Here is a 16210-nt window from a genome sequence, read left to right as displayed (position 1 = left end):
ATGCCATCCGGCATAGATCGCGCCTCCTTTGCGCCAAGCATTCGGCGCGTTTTCGCCGTTCAAGCGTTTCGCCGCAAGGCGGAACTGCTCTTTACTCCTCCGCCGCAGCCTGCACGGCGGCGAGGATCGCCGCCTTCGCTTCCGCGAGCGGGCCGTGGTACACGCAGCCCGAGGCCGCGCGGTGCCCGCCGCCGCCGAGCGCGGCGCAGGCCTTCGTCGCGTTGACGCGCGCGCCGGTGCGCACGCTGATCTTCCACGCGCCGTCCTTCGTCTCCTTCATCGTGATGGAGCAGTCCGTTCCCTCCACCACGCCGCCGAGGGCGGAGACATCGTCCATGTCCGCCTCGGTGAGCGAGAGTCTTTCCGCAAGGCTCAGCGGCAGCGTGACGACGACCACGCGCCCCTCGTCGTAAAACTCCATCGTACGCAGCAGCTCCGCCTCCAGCGCAAGCCGCTTCTTCGTTTTGGTGCGGAAGTGGCGCTTGTTCGCCGCGCGGTAGTCGATACCCGTCTCCATCAGCGCGGCGGCTACGCGGTGCGTGTTCGCCGTCACATTGGAGTAGACGAAGCAGCCTGTGTCCGTACTGACCGCGACATAGAGCGGCAGGGCGACGGCAGGCGTGAGCTGTCCCAGCTCGACCGCCAATTCATAGAGAATTTCGCCGCAGGCGGCACACTCCGGGTGGACGCAGCTTTCCTTTCCGAAGCCCTCATAGCTCGGATGGTGGTCGATGGCAAGATCGACCCTGTTCTTAAAGCGCTCCGCATTGTCGGGGAACAGCCCCAGCGCCGCGAGATCGACGGAGACGACCGTTTCATAGCGGTAGTCCTCCGCCGCCCAATAGGGCGCGACGTAATCGGCATAGAGGCTCGTGACCTCGGCGTTCGGCAGCAGCGCCGCCGTTTTGCCCATTTGCCGCAGCATGGCGCACAGCGCCGCGGCGCAGCCGAGCGTGTCGCCGTCGGGGCGGCGGTGGGTCAGGATCAGGTAGCTGTCATGCGCGCGCAGAAAGGCGGCGACCTCCTTGACCGTCATTCTTCCTCACCGTCCAGTACAATATGCTCGTTTGCGGGGTTCGCGGGCTTGACCTTCGTCGGGTCGCGCAGCATTTCCAGAATGTGCGCGCCGTACTCGATGGAATCGTCCGCCGTAAATTGCAGCTCCGGCGTGTAGCGCAGGCTCATCGCCATGCCCAGCTCGCGGCGCAGATAGCCCGCCGCGGACTTCAGGCCGCGGATCACGTCCTTCTCCTGCGTTTTATCCAGCACGCTCACGAACACACGGCAGTAGCGCAGGTCGGTGGTGGTGTCAACGTGCGTGATGGTGACCATGCCGCCCTGCACGCGCGGGTCCTTGAGGGTGCGGAACAGAGAGCTCAGCTCGCGCTGGATCTCCTCGTTGATGCGCCCGATGCGATTGCTTGCCATAAAAATGACCTCCTTTGAGAAAGGTGAGGACGGGCGACCGCCCGCCCTCACCTAAGGCTTCGCAGAATTGCGCCGCGCACGGCGCAAAAATTGTGATCGTTGAAAAAATACCGCTCAGGGTGCAGGTGTGCGAGCACAGCGCGTGCGCCGCAGCACCCTGCATCCTGCTCAAAAATACGCGATGCGTATTTTTGAAAACATCTTACTGTTCGATTTGCTCCATGACGTAGGCCTCGACCACGTCGCCCTCCTTGATGTCGTTGAACTTCTCAAAGTTCAGGCCGCACTCGTAGCCGGAGGCGACCTCCTTGACGGCGTCCTTGAAGCGCTGGAGGGAGGCGAGATGGCCCTCGTGGATGACGATGCCGTCGCGCACGATGCGCGCCTCGCAGGAGCGCTGGATCTTGCCGTCGGTGACATAGCAGCCGGCGACGGTGCCGACGTTGGACACCTTGAAGGTCTGGCGGATCTCGGCGTGGCCGATGACGTTCTCGCGGAATTTGGGTGCGAGCATACCCTTCATGGCCGCCTCGATCTCGTTGATGGCGTCGTAAATGACGCGGTACATCCGCATATCGACGTGGGCGCGGGCCGCGCTGTCGCGGGCCGCCGCGTCGGGACGGACGTTGAAGCCGACGATGATGGCGTTCGAGGTGGAAGCGAGCATGACGTCGCTCTCGTTGATCGCGCCGACCGCGCCGTGGATGACGCGCACGCGGACCTCGTCGTTGGAGATCTTCTCCAGCGAGGCCTTGACCGCCTCGACGCTGCCCTGCACGTCCGCCTTGACGATGATGTTCAGGTTCTTCATCTCGCCCGCCTGGATCTGGCTGAACAGATCCTCCAGCGAGACCTTGGAGATGGGCTCGTTCGCCTTGGCCTTTTCCTCTGCCTTGCGCTGCTCGACCAGCTCGCGCGCCAGGCGCTCGTCGGCGACGGCGTTGAAGTTCGCGCCCGCGCCCGGCACCTCGCCGAGGCCCGTGATCTCCACGGGAACGGACGGACCCGCGCTCGTGAGCTTCTGGCCCTTATCGTTGGTCATCATACGCACACGGCCGACCGCCGTGCCCGCGATGATGATATCGCCCTGATGGAGCGTACCGTTCTGCACGAGGAGCGTCGCGATGGGGCCGCGGCCCTTGTCAAGGCGCGCCTCGATGACGGCGCCGCTGGCGGCGCGGTTCGGGTTGGCCTTGAGCTCGCCGACCTCGGCGGTCAGCGCGACCATCTCGAGCAGGTTATCCACGCCCATACCGGTCTTGGCGGAGATCGGGCAGACGATGGTGTCGCCGCCCCAGTCCTCAGCCAGCAGGTCGTACTTCGTGAGCTGCTCCTTGATGCGCTCGGGGTTCGCGTCCGGCTTATCCATCTTGTTGATCGCCACGATGATGGGGATGCCGGCGGCCTTGGCGTGGTTGATGGATTCGACCGTCTGCGGCTTGATGCCGTCCTCGGCGGCGACGACGAGGATGGCAATATCCGTGATCATCGCGCCGCGGGCACGCATGGAGGTGAACGCCTCATGGCCCGGGGTATCGAGGAAGGTGATGGGCTTGCCCTTGATCTGCACCTGATAGGCGCCGATGTGCTGCGTGATGCCGCCGGCCTCGCCGGAGGCGACGTGCGCGTTGCGGATATAGTCGAGCAGGCTCGTCTTGCCGTGGTCGACGTGGCCCATGACGACCACGACGGGGGCGCGGGGCTTGAGCTCGTCGGCGGTATCCTCATGGTCGTCGATGAGCTTCTCCTCAATGGTGACGACGACCTCCTTCTCGACCTTGCAGCCGAGCTCCTCGGCGACAAAGGACGCGGTATCGAAGTCGATCATCTGGGAAAGCGACGCCATGACGCCGTTCTTCATCAGGCACTTGACGACCTCCGCGCCGGTCTTCTTCATGCGGCTCGCCAGCTCGCCGACGGAGATCTCGTCGGGGATCTTGACGGTCAGCGGGGTCTTCTTGGCGATCTCGAGCTGGAGGCGGCGCATCTTCTCGGCCTCCTCCTGACGGCGCTTGTTGGAGAAGGTCGGCGCGCCCCTGCCGTTTTTCTTGTTCGCGGCGCTGCGGAACTTCTCCTTGCCGGCGCTCAGATTGTCGCGGCGTCCGCCGCCGGCGCTGCTGCGCTCGGCCATGTCCTGCAGCTTCTCATCATACTTGTCGAGGTTGACGTTGGTGGACTTGCGGGTATCCACGATCTTCTTTTCCGGCACGCGGGTGGTCGGCTGCTGCGTGGCGGTGGACTTGCCCGGCGCGGTCTGCCCCGCGGCGGGAGCCGCCTTGGGCGCGGCTGTCTGCGGAGCCGCCGTCTTCGCGGCGTCCGGCTGTGCGTTCGCCGCCGGAGCGGGCGCGGCCTTGGGTGCGCTCGCAGCCGGAGCGGGAGCCGCCTTCGGCTCCTCCTTCTTTTCCGTGTAGGTCTCGGCAAAGATCGTCTCGATCTTCACCTGATGGTGCAGCGTCAGATAGTCGAATACGATCGACAGCTCACGGTCGCTCAGCACTTGGGAGTGACCCTTGGGGGCCTCCGTGTAGTCCTTCAAGATGGCAATGATATCCTTCGACTGCATACCGAAGTCCTTTGCCAGACTGCTTACCTTGTTCTTATTCTCCGTAATAGCCAATATAACACCTCCAAATGTGATGGGACCGAATTACTGCTTCTCTTTTTTCAAGCTGCCCTTGCCGCGCTTGACCGGACGGGAATCCGCGTAGCGCGCTCTTGCCGCCGCCTTGACGGCGCTGCGCTTACGCTCCTCGCGGCTTGGCTTCTTCGCGTCGCCGCGGCTCTGCGCGCCGGTCGGGCGCTTTCCGCCCGCTCCCGCGGCAGTCCGCAGCGCGGGACGCTTTTCCGTCCGCTTCGGCTCCGCTTCGCCTGCCTCCGCCGCTTTCTTCGCCGGACGCTTCTTGCCGGTGCGGACGTTCTTTTCGTGCGCCTCGGCCTCCCTGCGCCGCTCGGCGGCGCGCCGGGCCTTGACCGCGAGCTTCTCCGCCGTTTCGGCAAAGCGCTCGTCGCCCTCGGCGAGCTTCCTGGCGATGGCCTCGGCAAAGCCGATGTCCGTGACCGCCAGCATCGCGCAGCTCGAACGGCCGACCGCGCGGCCAAGCGCGTCCTTATCCGCTCCGATGCGGCACCAGAGGCACTGTCCCGCGTCGGCAAAGTGCCGCACGCGGCGCACGCTGTTTTCCGCGGCGTCGGCGGCGACCAGAATGAGCCGCGCGTCGCGCGCCCGCGCCGCCGCGCCGGTCGGCTCCTCGCCGACGGCCAGCCGGCCCGCCTTTTGGGCAAGGCCGATGAGATTCAAAAGCTTATCCACCGCTCACCATCTCCCTTTCCAGCTCGTCGTAAAGCTCCGGCGTGATGGCGGTCTCCAGCGCCCGCTCCAGCGCGCGGGACTTTCTCGCCCGCTTCAGGCACTCGAGGTCGGGGCAGAGGTACGCGCCGCGCCCCGGCTTTTTGCCCTTGAAGTCCAGCGAGATCCCGCCCTCGGGCGAGCGGACCACGCGGATCAGCTCACGCTTCTCCTTCCTCTCGCGGCAGCCCACACATTGGCGCTGCGGGAGCTTTTTCACTTTCTGCACGGGACTGCCTCCCCTCCGAATTACTCCTCGTCCTTGTAGGACTTGGGCTTGATGTCGATCTTATAGCCGACCAGACGCGCCGCGAGGCGGGCGTTCTGACCCTCCTTGCCGATGGCAAGAGAGAGCTGGTCGTCCGGCACGATGACGCGGCAGGCCTTGCTGCCGTCGTCCGCCATGCGGACCTCGACCACGTCGGCGGGCGCGAGCGCCGCGGCGATGTACTCCGCGGGGTCGTCGCTGTACTTGATGATGTCGATCTTCTCGCCGCGCAGCTCCTCCACGATGTTGTTCACGCGCTGGCCGCGGGGACCGACGCAGGCGCCGATGGGATCGACGTTGGCGTCGTTACTCCACACCGCCATCTTCGTGCGGCTGCCCGCCTCGCGCGCGATGGAGCGGATCTCCACCGTGCCGTCATAAATTTCGGGGACCTCCAGCTCAAAGAGGCGCTTGACCAAGCCCGGATGCGTGCGGGAGATGACGACCTGCGGGCCGCGGGACTGGCGGCGCACGTCCACCAGATAGACCTTGATGCGCTGGCCCTCGACGAGCGTTTCGCCCTTGACCTGCTCGCCGGCGGTCAAGATGGCGTCGGTCGCCTCCGCGCCCGTGCCGATGCGCAGGGCGACGCTGCCGTTGCGCGGGTCGATGCGGGTGACGACGCCGGTGAGGATCTCATGCTGCTTGGAGTTGTACTCCTCGTAGACCATGCCGCTCTCGGCCTCGCGCAGACCCTGGATGATGACCTGCTTGCCGTTGCCGGCGGCGATGCGGCCGAACTCGACGTTATCGACCGGAAGATTGACGATGCTGCCCACCTCGTACTTGGCGGAGAGCTTCTTCGCGTCCTCGAGGGACATCTGCGTGCCGGGGTTCTCGACCTCTTCGACAACCTCCTTCTGCACATACATCTTCAGATCGCGCTTTGCCTCGTCCACATCCACGATCACGTTCTCCACGCCCTCGTGGTCGCGCTTGTAGGCGGTGGTGAGTGCCTGCACGATCTTATCCATCATAAAGGTCTGGGAAATGCCGCGCTCCTTTTCGAGCATTGCAAGAGCGGCAAAGATTTCATCGCATTTCATGGAAATAAGCTCCTTATTATTTATGATAAAGTGGTGGTTGTCAGAAGTCGCAGCGGAGACGCACGAGCGCGATCTCCGGCTTTTCAAAGCGCAGCGTTTCGCTGCCGACGGTCAGGCTCACAGCGCCGTTGTCATAGCCCGCGAGCACACCGGAAAACTCCTTGCGCCCGTCGCGCGGCTTGTAGGTCTTGAGCAGCACGTCCGCGCCCATGAACTGTTCAAAGTCCGCGGGACGCTTGAGCGGGCGCTCGGCTCCCGCGGAGCCGACCTCAAAGACATAGCTTCCCTCGATGGGATCCGCCTCGTCGAGCAGGTCGCTCACGACGCGCGAGATGGCCTCGCAGTCCAGAATGTCCACGCCGCCCTGCTTGTCGATCAAAAGGCGCAGGTACCACTGCCCTGCCTCGCGGACATACTCCACGTCCCACAGGGTGCAGCCGTGCTCCTCCACAACGGGGCGGGCGAGCTCCGCGACGATCTCCGTTACCTTTTTCATAGCTCCCTCACTTTCGTGTGCAAAAGTGTTTGTTCAAGGCAAAAATTGCAAAAGAAAGAGCGGACCGAAAGTCCACTCTGCCTGACCGACTGAAATAACATAAGCATATTACCATAGCTTTATGCCGATTGCAAGCCTTTTATTGCCACGGCGGCTCATTTTTTATGAAAAAACTGCCGTTTTGCCGGGAAAAAGGGGCGTCCGACCGGACGCCCCTTCAAATTCGGGTCAGGATAGATAGTTCAGCGGGTTATAATAGGTGCCGTTGTACATGATGCCGAAGTGGCAGTGGACGCCGCTGGCGACGCCGCTGCGACCGGCCTTGGCGACCTGCTGGCCCTTGTACACCGTCTGTCCGGCGGAGACTAGGAGCGAGGAATTGTGCTCATAATAGGTCTTAAAGCCGTTCTGATGGTCAATAATGACCACATAGCCCATCGCGCCCTTGTAGCCCGAGAAGCTGACCACGCCGCCGTCCGCCGCGTAGATCGGCGTGCCGTAAGGTACCGCAATATCAACGCCCTTATGGTTGGTGGACGCGCCGCGGATGCCGGTGTTGCGGTAGCCGAAGTAGGAGGTGATGCGGCCGCTCGTCGGCCAGCGGAAGCTGCCGGTGGGATACCAGCTCGGGCGCGCCTTGGTGCCCTGTGCGCGCTGCTCGGTGACCGGCTCGGTGAGCGTGACGCTGGAGATGACGGTGCGCTCGGTCTCCTCGCCGTTGACATAGGTGACGTCCGCCACGACGTCCGCCGTGCCGTAGACGCCCTTGGAGAGGACCTTGTAGTCGCCCTTGTACATGGTCGCGTCGTCGGTGTAGGTGATGTCGTACTGGATATCCTCGACGTAGTTCTGCCGCTCGGTGACCATAACGGTCAGATATGGCACGGCGTTGGAGAGCGTCAGCTCATCGCCGATCTGCAGGCGGTTGATGTCGAAGTCGGGGTTGATGGCCAGCAGCTCCTTGGTCGTCATGCCATGGCTGTTGGCGATGCCGCTCCAGGTGTCGCCCTTGACGACCGTGTAGGTCACCTCACCCTCCTTCGTGGAGTTGAGGATCTCGGCGATCTGGCCGAGGTTCATAATGCTTTCGGTCGGGACGTAGCCCTTGGCGATGCGGACGTCCTCGACAAAGTCAACGGTCAGCGTATCCTCGGAGATATAGCTCTCCTTGAGCTGGTCGAGCAGGCCCTCCAGCGCGCCCTCATACTGCGTCGAGCCGATCAGCTCGTCGTTGATGTAGAGGGAGTAGCCCTGTGTGACAAGGCCCATCTCGTCGGTCAGCTCCTCCTCCAGCTCGGCGCGGTCCACGATCGCGCTGCGCTCGACCAGGCCGCTCGTGTACTGAATGGAGCTGTCGGAGAACGTAAACGTTTTGCCCAGCGTCTCCGAGGTGATGTCCGCGATGCTCGCCGTGACGCGCTTCGCCTCAAGCTCGCTCGCCACGGTGTCGAGCGCCTGTCCCTCGTAAATGACGGTGGTGCCGAAGGTATAGCGCGAGACAAAAACAGCTGTCGCCGCGATCACCAGCGCCGCACCGCCGAAGGCAAGCGGGTAATACTTCTTTCTGCACCATTTTGCGGCGCGGGACGTTCCGCCGGTGCGGCGGATATGGCTGCGCCGCGCAAGGCGCAGCTTCTCGCGTCCCAGCGCGCCCCAGTAGGCCGCAAGGCCGCACAGCAAAAGCAGCAGCTGCCCCGCCACGCCGTTGGACTCCGGGAAATTCCGCTCGCGGGATTCGTGCACCGCCTTGCGGACCTTGCCGTGGATCGCTTTGAGCTTCTGCCCCAGCGACGTCTCCGCGCCGCGGGCCGCTCTGCTCTCCGTCGTCCGCTTCGCTCTGACGGCAGTCGCCTCCCGGGTGCGCTCCGCGCTCCGGTCGGCGCGCTTCTCTTTCTCCTCCGTGCGCTTGACGCGCACGCCCTGATTCAGTTGCCTCTTCCCTTTGCGCTGTTCCATGTTCACTCCGCAAACTCATAAGACGTTAAAAAGGTTACAATTTGTAACAAATGCTATGATACCCTCTTTTTCCCGCCGCGTCAACCCCCGCTTTCCGCAAGGAATCGCCGCCTGCGGTGCGCGGCGGCGGGGCGCCGCCCCACATCTGCGCGTTTTTGTACACCTTCGGCACAACATCTGCGGATTTTCGGCTGTTTTTCGTCATTTCAAAAAATCATGGAAAAATTGTAAATTTTTTATGATTTGGTGTTGAGACGCGAAAAAAAGAGGTGTATACTGTTCCCGTTAATTCCTGCCGCCCCCCTGCGGCACAGAAATTCGGAGGAATCTCTATATGTTTGGTCAACTGATCGCAACCCTGAAAAAGAGCCCCAAAACCATCGTCTTTACCGAAGGCACCGACCCCCGCATCCTCGAGGCGAGCGCCCGTCTGCTGTCCGGTAACTTCCTCAAGCCCGTGCTCGTCGGCAATCCCGAGGAGATCGCCGCGGCCGCCGAGGACGCCGGCTTCAACATCCGCGGCGCCGAGATCGCCGATCCCGCGAACTATCCCGAGATGGACGCGATGGTCGAGCAGATGGTCGAGCTGCGCAAGGGCAAGATGACGCCCGAGCAGTGCCGCGACGCGCTGAAGAAGGGCAACTACTTCGGCACCATGCTCGTCAAGATGGGCGTGGCCGACTGCCTGCTCGGCGGCGCGACCTACTCCACCGCGGACACCGTGCGTCCCGCGCTGCAGCTCATCAAGACCAGGCCCGGCAGCAACATCGTCTCCTCCTGCTTCATCATGGTCCGTCCCGCCGCGTCCGGTGAGAACGAGGTGCTGGCCATGGCGGACTGCGCCATCAACATCAAGCCCACCGAGGACGAGCTGGTCGAGATCTGCCGCGAGACCGTCGAGTGCGCGAAGATCTTCGGCGTCGACCCCAAGGTCGCTTTCCTGAGCTACTCCACGCTCGGCTCCGGCAAGGGCGAGGACGTCGACAAGATGCGCAACGCCTGCGAGAAGGCCAAGGCCGAAATGCCCAACACCCCCATCGGCGGCGAGTTCCAGTTCGACGCGGCGGTCTCCCCCGTCGTCGCCAAGACCAAGCATATCTCCGACGGCGTCGGCGGCCACGCCAACACTTTCATCTTCCCCGACATCAACGCGGGCAACATCGGCTACAAGATCGCCCAGCGTCTCGGCAACTTCGACGCCTACGGCCCCATCCTGCTCGGCCTGAACGCCCCCATCAACGACCTCTCCCGCGGCTGCAACGCGCAGGAGGTCTATTCGATGGCCATTATCACCGCCGCTCTCGCGTGAGACTCCGAGCCATCGGAGCGGCCGGGGCCCCGCCAACGGCGGGGCGGCGCGGCAGCGCCGTGAATCAAATCGGGCATACAGCAGACAAGGCGCAGCCTTGCGCTGCTATTCGATGGCCATTATCACTGCTGCTCTGGCATAAGCGAAATAAAACTGCACAGCAAAGAGGAGCGCCAAGCGGCGCTCCTCTTTTTCTTATTATCCATGGCTTCTGTCACTCTTCAGCAGATTGAAACGCTTACTCTCTCTTTCCCGCATCTCTCAGCTGACCCGCAAGCAGGACGAGCAGGAACACCGAAAAAATTTTTGTAAACTGCAAAAGCGTGTCCATTTTGCCCTTGAGTGTGTAGATCAGGCAAACCTCTATGGCAAATACAAGAAGCATCGTAAGAATGATCGTTCCTTTTCTTTTCATGTTTCCTCCGTTTGCGGTCTCCGGTTTGTTTCCTGCCTCGAAGCCATTCTACTACACTCCCATACAAAAGCGGTTTTGTCGTCTTGGCGTTATCTCGGCCTTCTGCGATCGTGCTCGGCGTAGTAGGCGCGCTTGCTCCCGAGCATCTTCTCGTCCGCCTCGCGGACCAGCTCTCTTAGCCCGTTTGCCGCCTCGCAGACGGCGATGCCGTAGGAGATGCTGTGGCCCTGCGCGGCAAGGCTTTCAGAAACCGCCCGCATCCGCGCCTCGTATTCCGCCTCTGCCGCCGGCGCGGGAAACACGACGAACTCGTCGCCGCCGACGCGGTAGAGATCGTCCCTCGGAAACTGCTCCCGCAGACGCTCTGCGACCGCGCGCAGCAGCTGGTCGCCCGCCTCGTGACCGCGCTCGTTGTTGATCTCGTGCAGGCCGTTCGCGTCGATATAAATGCAGGCGGCCGGAGCGATAACGCGCTGGTCGCTCTTGCGCAGACACTTCTCATAGGCGACACGGTTCATCAGGCCCGTGCCCTGGTCCGTAATGCTCATACGGCAAACGCCGCGTCGCGCCGAGATCAGGTACCAGCTGATGTAGGCAAGATAGCTCAGCAAAATCGCGCCGACGATGACCGACATCAGGTAGAGGATCTTCACCACGCCGCGCGTTCCCGCCAGCGCGTCCTGCTCGCTGACGCCGAGAACGACGCTCCAGTTGTTGATACCGACCGGCTCGTAGTGCAGGTAGAGCGTCAGCCCCGTGGAGCGGGAAACGATGCACATATCGCCGCCGATACCGTTGGGGATATTCTCCATGGCCTGATCGTAGGTGTAGCCCTTGAGCATTTTGCGGCCACGCAGGTCGGAGAGATTGCCGAGCGAGTCATGCCAGGTATCCAGCAGGATGTCGCCGGTATTTCCATCCACGATGAGAACGAAGGCGTTGCCGCCGTAAAGGTCGGTCTTGTAGCTGCGCGAGAGCTCCTGCAACGGCACCATGCCATAGAGGATGGCGATGGTCTCGCCGCCACGCTTCACCGGCACGACGTTGCGCACCACCAGCTTTTCCGGCGCAAAGTAGCTTGTGACGCGGTCGGAGATGTACGCGCCCCGCGCCGCCTCTGTTTCAAAATCGAATGCGCCGGAAACGTCGTAGCGGGCGCCGTCGGTCAGCAGCAGTGTGCCGTCGGGTCGCAGCAGCGCGACGGCGGAGACAAAGGTCTTATCAAGGCTGAAGGTGTTCATGATGCGCAGCACAGAATCCAGATCGTCCTCGTCCTGCCCGGCGATCAGCTCCGCCATGGCGGAGAGAATGATCTGGTCCGTGCGTGTGGCATTGTTGATGTCCTTGGCAAGCTGCTTTGTTGCGGTCGTCAGCTCATCGAAGGAGCGCTGTGTGACCTCCTCACCTGCGCGCCTTGCGCAGACGAAGACCGTACCCGACAATACGATCGCGCTGAACAGCGTGATCGCCAGCATGACACGCGAACGCGTTTTGTTTTCCATTTCTTTCTCCTTACTGCTCTGTCAGCTCGCGCAGATAGCGCTCCGCCTCCCGCTTCGGCAGGACGCGCGAGAAATAAAAGCCCTGAATGAAGTCGCAGCCCGCCGCAAGCGCAATATCCAACTGTTCCTTTGTTTCCACGCCCTCAGACAGCACTCGGATACCCATGCTGTGAGCAAGCTGCACCAAACCGGCAAGCAATGCCCTTCCGCGCTCCTCCTCCGCATCGAGGAGGATGCTGCGGTCGATTTTTACATAGTCGAACCGGTAGGTACACAGATCCGAAAGTGAGGAGTAACCGGCACCCATATCGTCCAACGCGATATGAAAGCCCAGCGCGATCAGACCGTTGAGCGTTTCCGCTGCTGCGCTCCGGTCATGCACAAGGCAATCCTCCGTGATCTCGATAATAAGGCAGTCATGTGAAAAGTCATACTGCTCCGCGATCTCACGCACACGCGGCAAGGTCCGCTCGTCCGAGAGCGACTGGCGCGTAAAATTACAGGACAGGCAGAGCTTCTCCAGCCCCTCGCGTCTCCATGACTGGAGCTGTGCACAGGCGCAGCGGAGCATATAGAGATCATGTTCTGTGACCGTACCGGCGCGGATCATCAGGTCGATGTACTTGGACGGCGGCAGCAGTCCATCCTCGGGGCTTTGCCAGCGGGATATGGTCTCCGCACCGATGATCGTGCCGCCGCGATCCACCACAAATTGGAAGTACGGCTCAAACTCGCCCTTGGCGACAGCCTCCGCCGTGCGGCGGCGCAGCCGGTCGAGCTGCTCGCTTTCACCGACCATACGCTTATTGCCGAACGCGCAGAGCATACCGTGACCGAACGCATAGGCGCAGCCCTGCCGCGCGCTATAGAGCGCGGCCTCGCCGCTGTAGTCCGGGTTTTCCTCCAGTGAGCAGATGCCCGCGCGGAACGCGCCGGCATATTCGGCGCGGAAGCCCGCAAGGTAGCCGTCCAGCCCGCGGATAAGCCCCTCGGCGCGCTGCTGTGCCGCCTCGCGGCTGCTGCGTTGGCACACCAGGGCGAACATTCCGCGCCCCACACAGGCAAGGTAATCTTCGCGGGCGCAGCCGCGCCGGAGAAACTCCGCCGCGCGGGAGAAGATCTCCTCGCGCTCCGCCTCGCCAAAGCGATGCTCCAGCGAGGGCATATCGCAGCCGACGCAGACAACATAGGTAAGACTCCGCAGCGGGGCGGGGAGCAGCGTTTCCACGCAATGCAGATAAAAGCGGTCATTTCCGATGCCGTAGCGCGGATCGATGAGGGCGTTGGTCTTTTGCTCGGCGCGCTTTTTTCGCGCAAAGACTATCAGCGCGACCGCCGCGGCAAGCATCGCCGCGATCAATGCGGCGAGCGTAATGAGCCACCTGGTACGGTAGGCTTCCGCGCCGCTGCTATTCGTATAGTCTGCCAGGACGCCGATGCTCTCCGCGCCGGAGAGGTCCTCCAGCGCTTGTGCAAGCGCGCCGGCCAGTTCCGGCGTGAGTGCGTTGGTAAAGCCAACATATATCGCGCGCTCTGCGCCGTCATGTTCTATCGTGCAGAGCAGCACTTGACGGCGCATCGCGCCGCTGTCGACCGCGCCGGAGGGATAGGCGGAAATAATGTCCGCCTGCCGGTTTGCGGTCTGCTGCGCCTGCGTTGTGTTCTTGCTGTACGGAAGATAGACAAGATCGTACCCTGTCTGCTCACTCAGGCGCTCGTACAGCTCCGGCAGCAATCCGACATAGCATTCCCTGCCGCGGTCATAGGACTCGATGGGATAGAGATCGGCGTTTCCCGAGATCAGAAGCGTCTCCCTCGCGCTTGCATCCTGCATACAGCACAGCAGCGCTCCGATCGTCAGCACGGCGCAGAGCGTGATTCCCAAGAGCTTTTTTCGGCGCACAGGCGGCACCCCCCTTTATTTCAAATCGATCTCGCGGCGCTCGATGCGCCCCCAGCTGAGTTTTTTCTTCCTATAGCCGATAAAGGCCGTGCAGCGCACCCATGCGAGAATAAAGCGCAGGAACACCAGCTCAAAGAGACACAGACAGACGGCCTTGAGGCCGTCGCCGAACGAGAGCGTGAGGTCCGCCGTGTAGATGCGCGAGAAAAAGGCAGTAAGCGTCAGGACCGAGCCGAACACGGCGTAGATCAGGAAAAAGAGCAGCATAAACGGGACGTTGATCAAATCGAACCACCATGCGAGTACCATTGTAAAAACGCCGAATATCTCAATAAACGGCGAAAGCAGCTCGTAAATGAGGAAATAGAGATAGGATACAAAGCTCACCGCGCCGAACCTGTGATTGGAAAACATGACGCGATGCTTGTACATACTCTGGAACAGGCCCAGATGCCAGCGCTTGCGCTGCTTGCACAGATCGCGCAGCCGCTCGGGCGCCTGCGTCCAGCAGATCGCGTCGGATGCGTAGCGAATGGCATAGTCGATGTTGTTGACCGTGCAGTATTCGTGCAGCTTGACCACAAGCTCCATATCCTCGCCCATCGTTCCGCTGTCATAGCCACCTGCCGCGATGACGGTATCCTTTTTGAACAGCCCGAAGGCGCCGGAAATGATGAGCGAGCCGTTGAAGCGGTCAAAGAGAATGCGGGAGGCAAGAAACGAACGGTCATATTCCAGCACCTGCATGAAGGCGAGAATATTGCGCGGCAGCCGGTAATGCTTCACCCGTCCGTTTTCCAGCTCAACATCGTTGGAGATGCGGACGATGCCGCCAACCGCCACCACATTGCCGTTTTCCAATATTGGCTGGGCGATGCGGCGCAGAGAGTCGTACTGCAAAACGGAGTCCGCGTCCATGCAGATAAAGTACGGGAAATTTGCGGCGTTGATGCCCATGTTCAGCGCGTCTGCCTTGCCGCCGTTCTTTTTTCGGATGAGCGTCACCGCTACCTTCTGTGCGCGTGTCTCATAGACGTATTCCTCGCGCTGACAGTTGATCTGCCGGCGAATGGGCCGGTGAACAAGGTGCATATCAAATGTCTCGGCCAACACCTCCGAGGTGCGGTCCTTCGATCCGTCGTCCACCACGATGATCTCATAGGAGCGGTAGTCGAGCGCAAGCAGTGAGCGCACGGTGTCTGCCACGGTGACCTCCTCATTGTAGGCGGGAACGATGATACTGATGGGCAGGTAGTAATCCGAAGGCAGAATGCTTTTGAGCATTTCCTGCCGGTTCCTCTTATAGAGGTCGAGCGAGCCGACGACGACCGACAGAAACAGAAAGGTCGAGTAGCCGATCAGATAAGCGATAAAGAAGTAGCCCACCCACTCAAGAAACAGCTTTATACCGTCGTACATACTGCGTCCTCCTTTCGCTCCTCCAGCTCCCGCACATCAAAGCGATAGCGCAGGATCTCGGAGGCGTAGCGGTCGTGCCCCTCGATCACGTCGATCAGATCGCGGTAGCCGAAGCCGAGCTGCTCCAGACTTTTTGATGCGTTGAAGCGGATATACCAGTTGGGATGATAGAGGTTCCTCTTCAGCACCGCCGCAGTCTCCGCCCCGGGATAGCTCGCCAGTACAAAGGACGCAATGGCTGCATACTCCCAGCGCGCATTTTCCGAGGGCGTCGCATAGCGCAGCAGATCGGCGTAGGCGGGCGGATAGGGATAGCGGCCAAGATAGCGCAGACAGGCAAAGCGCACCTCGTCGTCCTGCGCGGGATCGTTGAGGAGCGCGTGTATTTTCTCGCAGTATGCGCCGGAGGAAAAGCGGAAATAGTTGAGTAGCGTCACCTGCATCCACGGCTGAAACGCATCAAACGCCTCCCAAAGCGCGTCGGCAAGCTCCCATGTGTCGCCCGTGTAGTTCAGCAAGCCGTCGGAGAGGAGCTTGCTGTGATAATAGAGGCTGCTTGCGTCGATGATCCGCAGCGCACGCACGATGATCTGCGCGTCGCCCGAGGTGTAGAGCGCCTGCATCGCGTTCTCGCGGCAGTAGATGCTCGATTCATGCAGCAGGTCGAGCAGCATCGTTTTCAGCGCCTCGTTCTCCTGCCCGTCGAGCAGCCGGTATTTCCGGATGATATACGGAAAATACGCCGCCTCGATTTCATCGCGGCGGCAGTAATCCTCTGCCAGCGTGATCGTCACACCGTTAAGCGCCGTCAGATAGGAGCGGGTCAGCTCTGGCCGCCTCACGCACAGGCGCTCCAGCGCGGCATCAAAGGCCGCCATGCCGTTCACGCGGCGCAGTCTGCGCTCCATGAAGCGCAGATGCCTCTCGCTGACCGCTCCGGTCTCCGCGAGACGGTCAAGCTCCCGCGAGACCGTCAGCTCAAGGCGGATGCCGTCGCGGAAGGACCGATGCTCCCTGCGCCGCGAAAGGAGCGCCGTTGCAATGTTAAAGAGGATCATGCCGGCGCACATACCGAGGTAGATGTAGATCAGAATTTCAACAGGCACCGGCGCTCTCCCCTTT

Annotated in this window: 14 protein-coding genes; 1 reads left to right on the top strand and 13 read right to left on the bottom strand. The window is 61.8% G+C overall.

Annotated features, from left to right (window positions below; all coding sequences use genetic code 11):
* Positions 1-91: 91 nt before the first annotated feature.
* The 8 genes from KQI17_RS09930 to KQI17_RS09895 all read right to left on the bottom strand — a co-directional run bounded on the left by KQI17_RS09930 (position 92) and on the right by KQI17_RS09895 (position 8540).
* Positions 92-1036, bottom strand: coding sequence for a bifunctional oligoribonuclease/PAP phosphatase NrnA (locus KQI17_RS09930; protein WP_216496016.1), 945 nt, complete (start codon positions 1034-1036; stop codon positions 92-94).
* Positions 1033-1428 carry a 30S ribosome-binding factor RbfA gene (gene rbfA, locus KQI17_RS09925; RefSeq protein ID WP_022018897.1) on the bottom strand — a complete coding sequence of 132 codons (396 nt, stop codon included), beginning with the start codon at positions 1426-1428 and terminating at the stop codon, positions 1033-1035. Before rbfA ends, KQI17_RS09930 begins: the two co-directional genes overlap by 4 nt.
* A 202-nt stretch (positions 1429-1630) precedes the next feature.
* Positions 1631-3991, bottom strand: coding sequence for a translation initiation factor IF-2 (infB, locus tag KQI17_RS09920; RefSeq protein WP_216496042.1), 2361 nt, complete (start codon positions 3989-3991; stop codon positions 1631-1633).
* A gap of 84 nt (positions 3992-4075) precedes the next feature.
* Positions 4076-4738 (bottom strand): ribosomal L7Ae/L30e/S12e/Gadd45 family protein, encoded by a 663-nt coding sequence (locus tag KQI17_RS09915; RefSeq protein ID WP_216496015.1) that lies wholly within the window; start codon positions 4736-4738, stop codon positions 4076-4078.
* Complete coding sequence (rnpM, locus tag KQI17_RS09910; protein ID WP_022017948.1) at positions 4731-5003, bottom strand: RNase P modulator RnpM; 273 nt, start codon at positions 5001-5003, stop codon at positions 4731-4733. The genes KQI17_RS09915 and rnpM overlap by 8 nt, the downstream gene beginning before the upstream one ends.
* Positions 5004-5023: 20 nt before the next feature.
* Entirely contained in the window at positions 5024-6088 is a 1065-nt protein-coding gene (gene nusA, locus KQI17_RS09905; protein ID WP_216496014.1) for a transcription termination factor NusA, read from the bottom strand.
* A 40-nt stretch (positions 6089-6128) separates the two neighbouring features.
* Positions 6129-6584, bottom strand: a complete 456-nt coding sequence (gene rimP / locus KQI17_RS09900; protein ID WP_216496012.1) for a ribosome maturation factor RimP — start codon at positions 6582-6584, stop codon at positions 6129-6131.
* 228 nt (positions 6585-6812) lie between these two features.
* Entirely contained in the window at positions 6813-8540 is a 1728-nt protein-coding gene (locus KQI17_RS09895) for a M23 family metallopeptidase (RefSeq protein WP_216496010.1), read from the bottom strand.
* A 334-nt stretch (positions 8541-8874) separates the two neighbouring features.
* On the opposite strand from KQI17_RS09895, the gene pta reads away from it, so the two are divergent.
* Positions 8875-9849: a phosphate acetyltransferase gene (pta, locus tag KQI17_RS09890; protein ID WP_216496008.1), complete on the top strand. Its 975-nt coding sequence runs from the start codon at positions 8875-8877 to the stop codon at positions 9847-9849.
* A gap of 238 nt (positions 9850-10087) precedes the next feature.
* Here pta and KQI17_RS09885 read toward each other — a convergent pair whose 3' ends face one another.
* The 5 genes from KQI17_RS09885 to KQI17_RS09865 form a co-directional block, all read right to left on the bottom strand.
* Positions 10088-10264: a hypothetical protein gene (locus KQI17_RS09885; protein WP_216496006.1), complete on the bottom strand. Its 177-nt coding sequence runs from the start codon at positions 10262-10264 to the stop codon at positions 10088-10090.
* 89 nt (positions 10265-10353) lie between these two features.
* Positions 10354-11766, bottom strand: a complete 1413-nt coding sequence (locus tag KQI17_RS09880) for a sensor domain-containing diguanylate cyclase (RefSeq protein WP_216496004.1) — start codon at positions 11764-11766, stop codon at positions 10354-10356.
* 10 nt (positions 11767-11776) lie between these two features.
* Positions 11777-13669 (bottom strand): EAL domain-containing protein, encoded by a 1893-nt coding sequence (locus tag KQI17_RS13915; protein WP_216496003.1) that lies wholly within the window; start codon positions 13667-13669, stop codon positions 11777-11779.
* Positions 13670-13684: 15 nt separating this feature from the next.
* A complete protein-coding gene (locus KQI17_RS09870; protein WP_216496001.1) occupies positions 13685-15088 on the bottom strand; it encodes a glycosyltransferase family 2 protein in 1404 nt (467 codons plus the stop codon).
* Positions 15073-16194: a HEAT repeat domain-containing protein gene (locus KQI17_RS09865; RefSeq protein ID WP_216495999.1), complete on the bottom strand. Its 1122-nt coding sequence runs from the start codon at positions 16192-16194 to the stop codon at positions 15073-15075. Before KQI17_RS09865 ends, KQI17_RS09870 begins: the two co-directional genes overlap by 16 nt.
* Positions 16195-16210 lie beyond the last annotated feature (16 nt).

The sequence above is a fragment of the Oscillibacter sp. MSJ-31 genome (assembly GCF_018918025.1).
Classification (GTDB): Bacteria; Bacillota; Clostridia; order Oscillospirales; family Oscillospiraceae; genus Hominicoprocola.
This window is presented reverse-complemented; position numbering and strand designations above follow the sequence as displayed.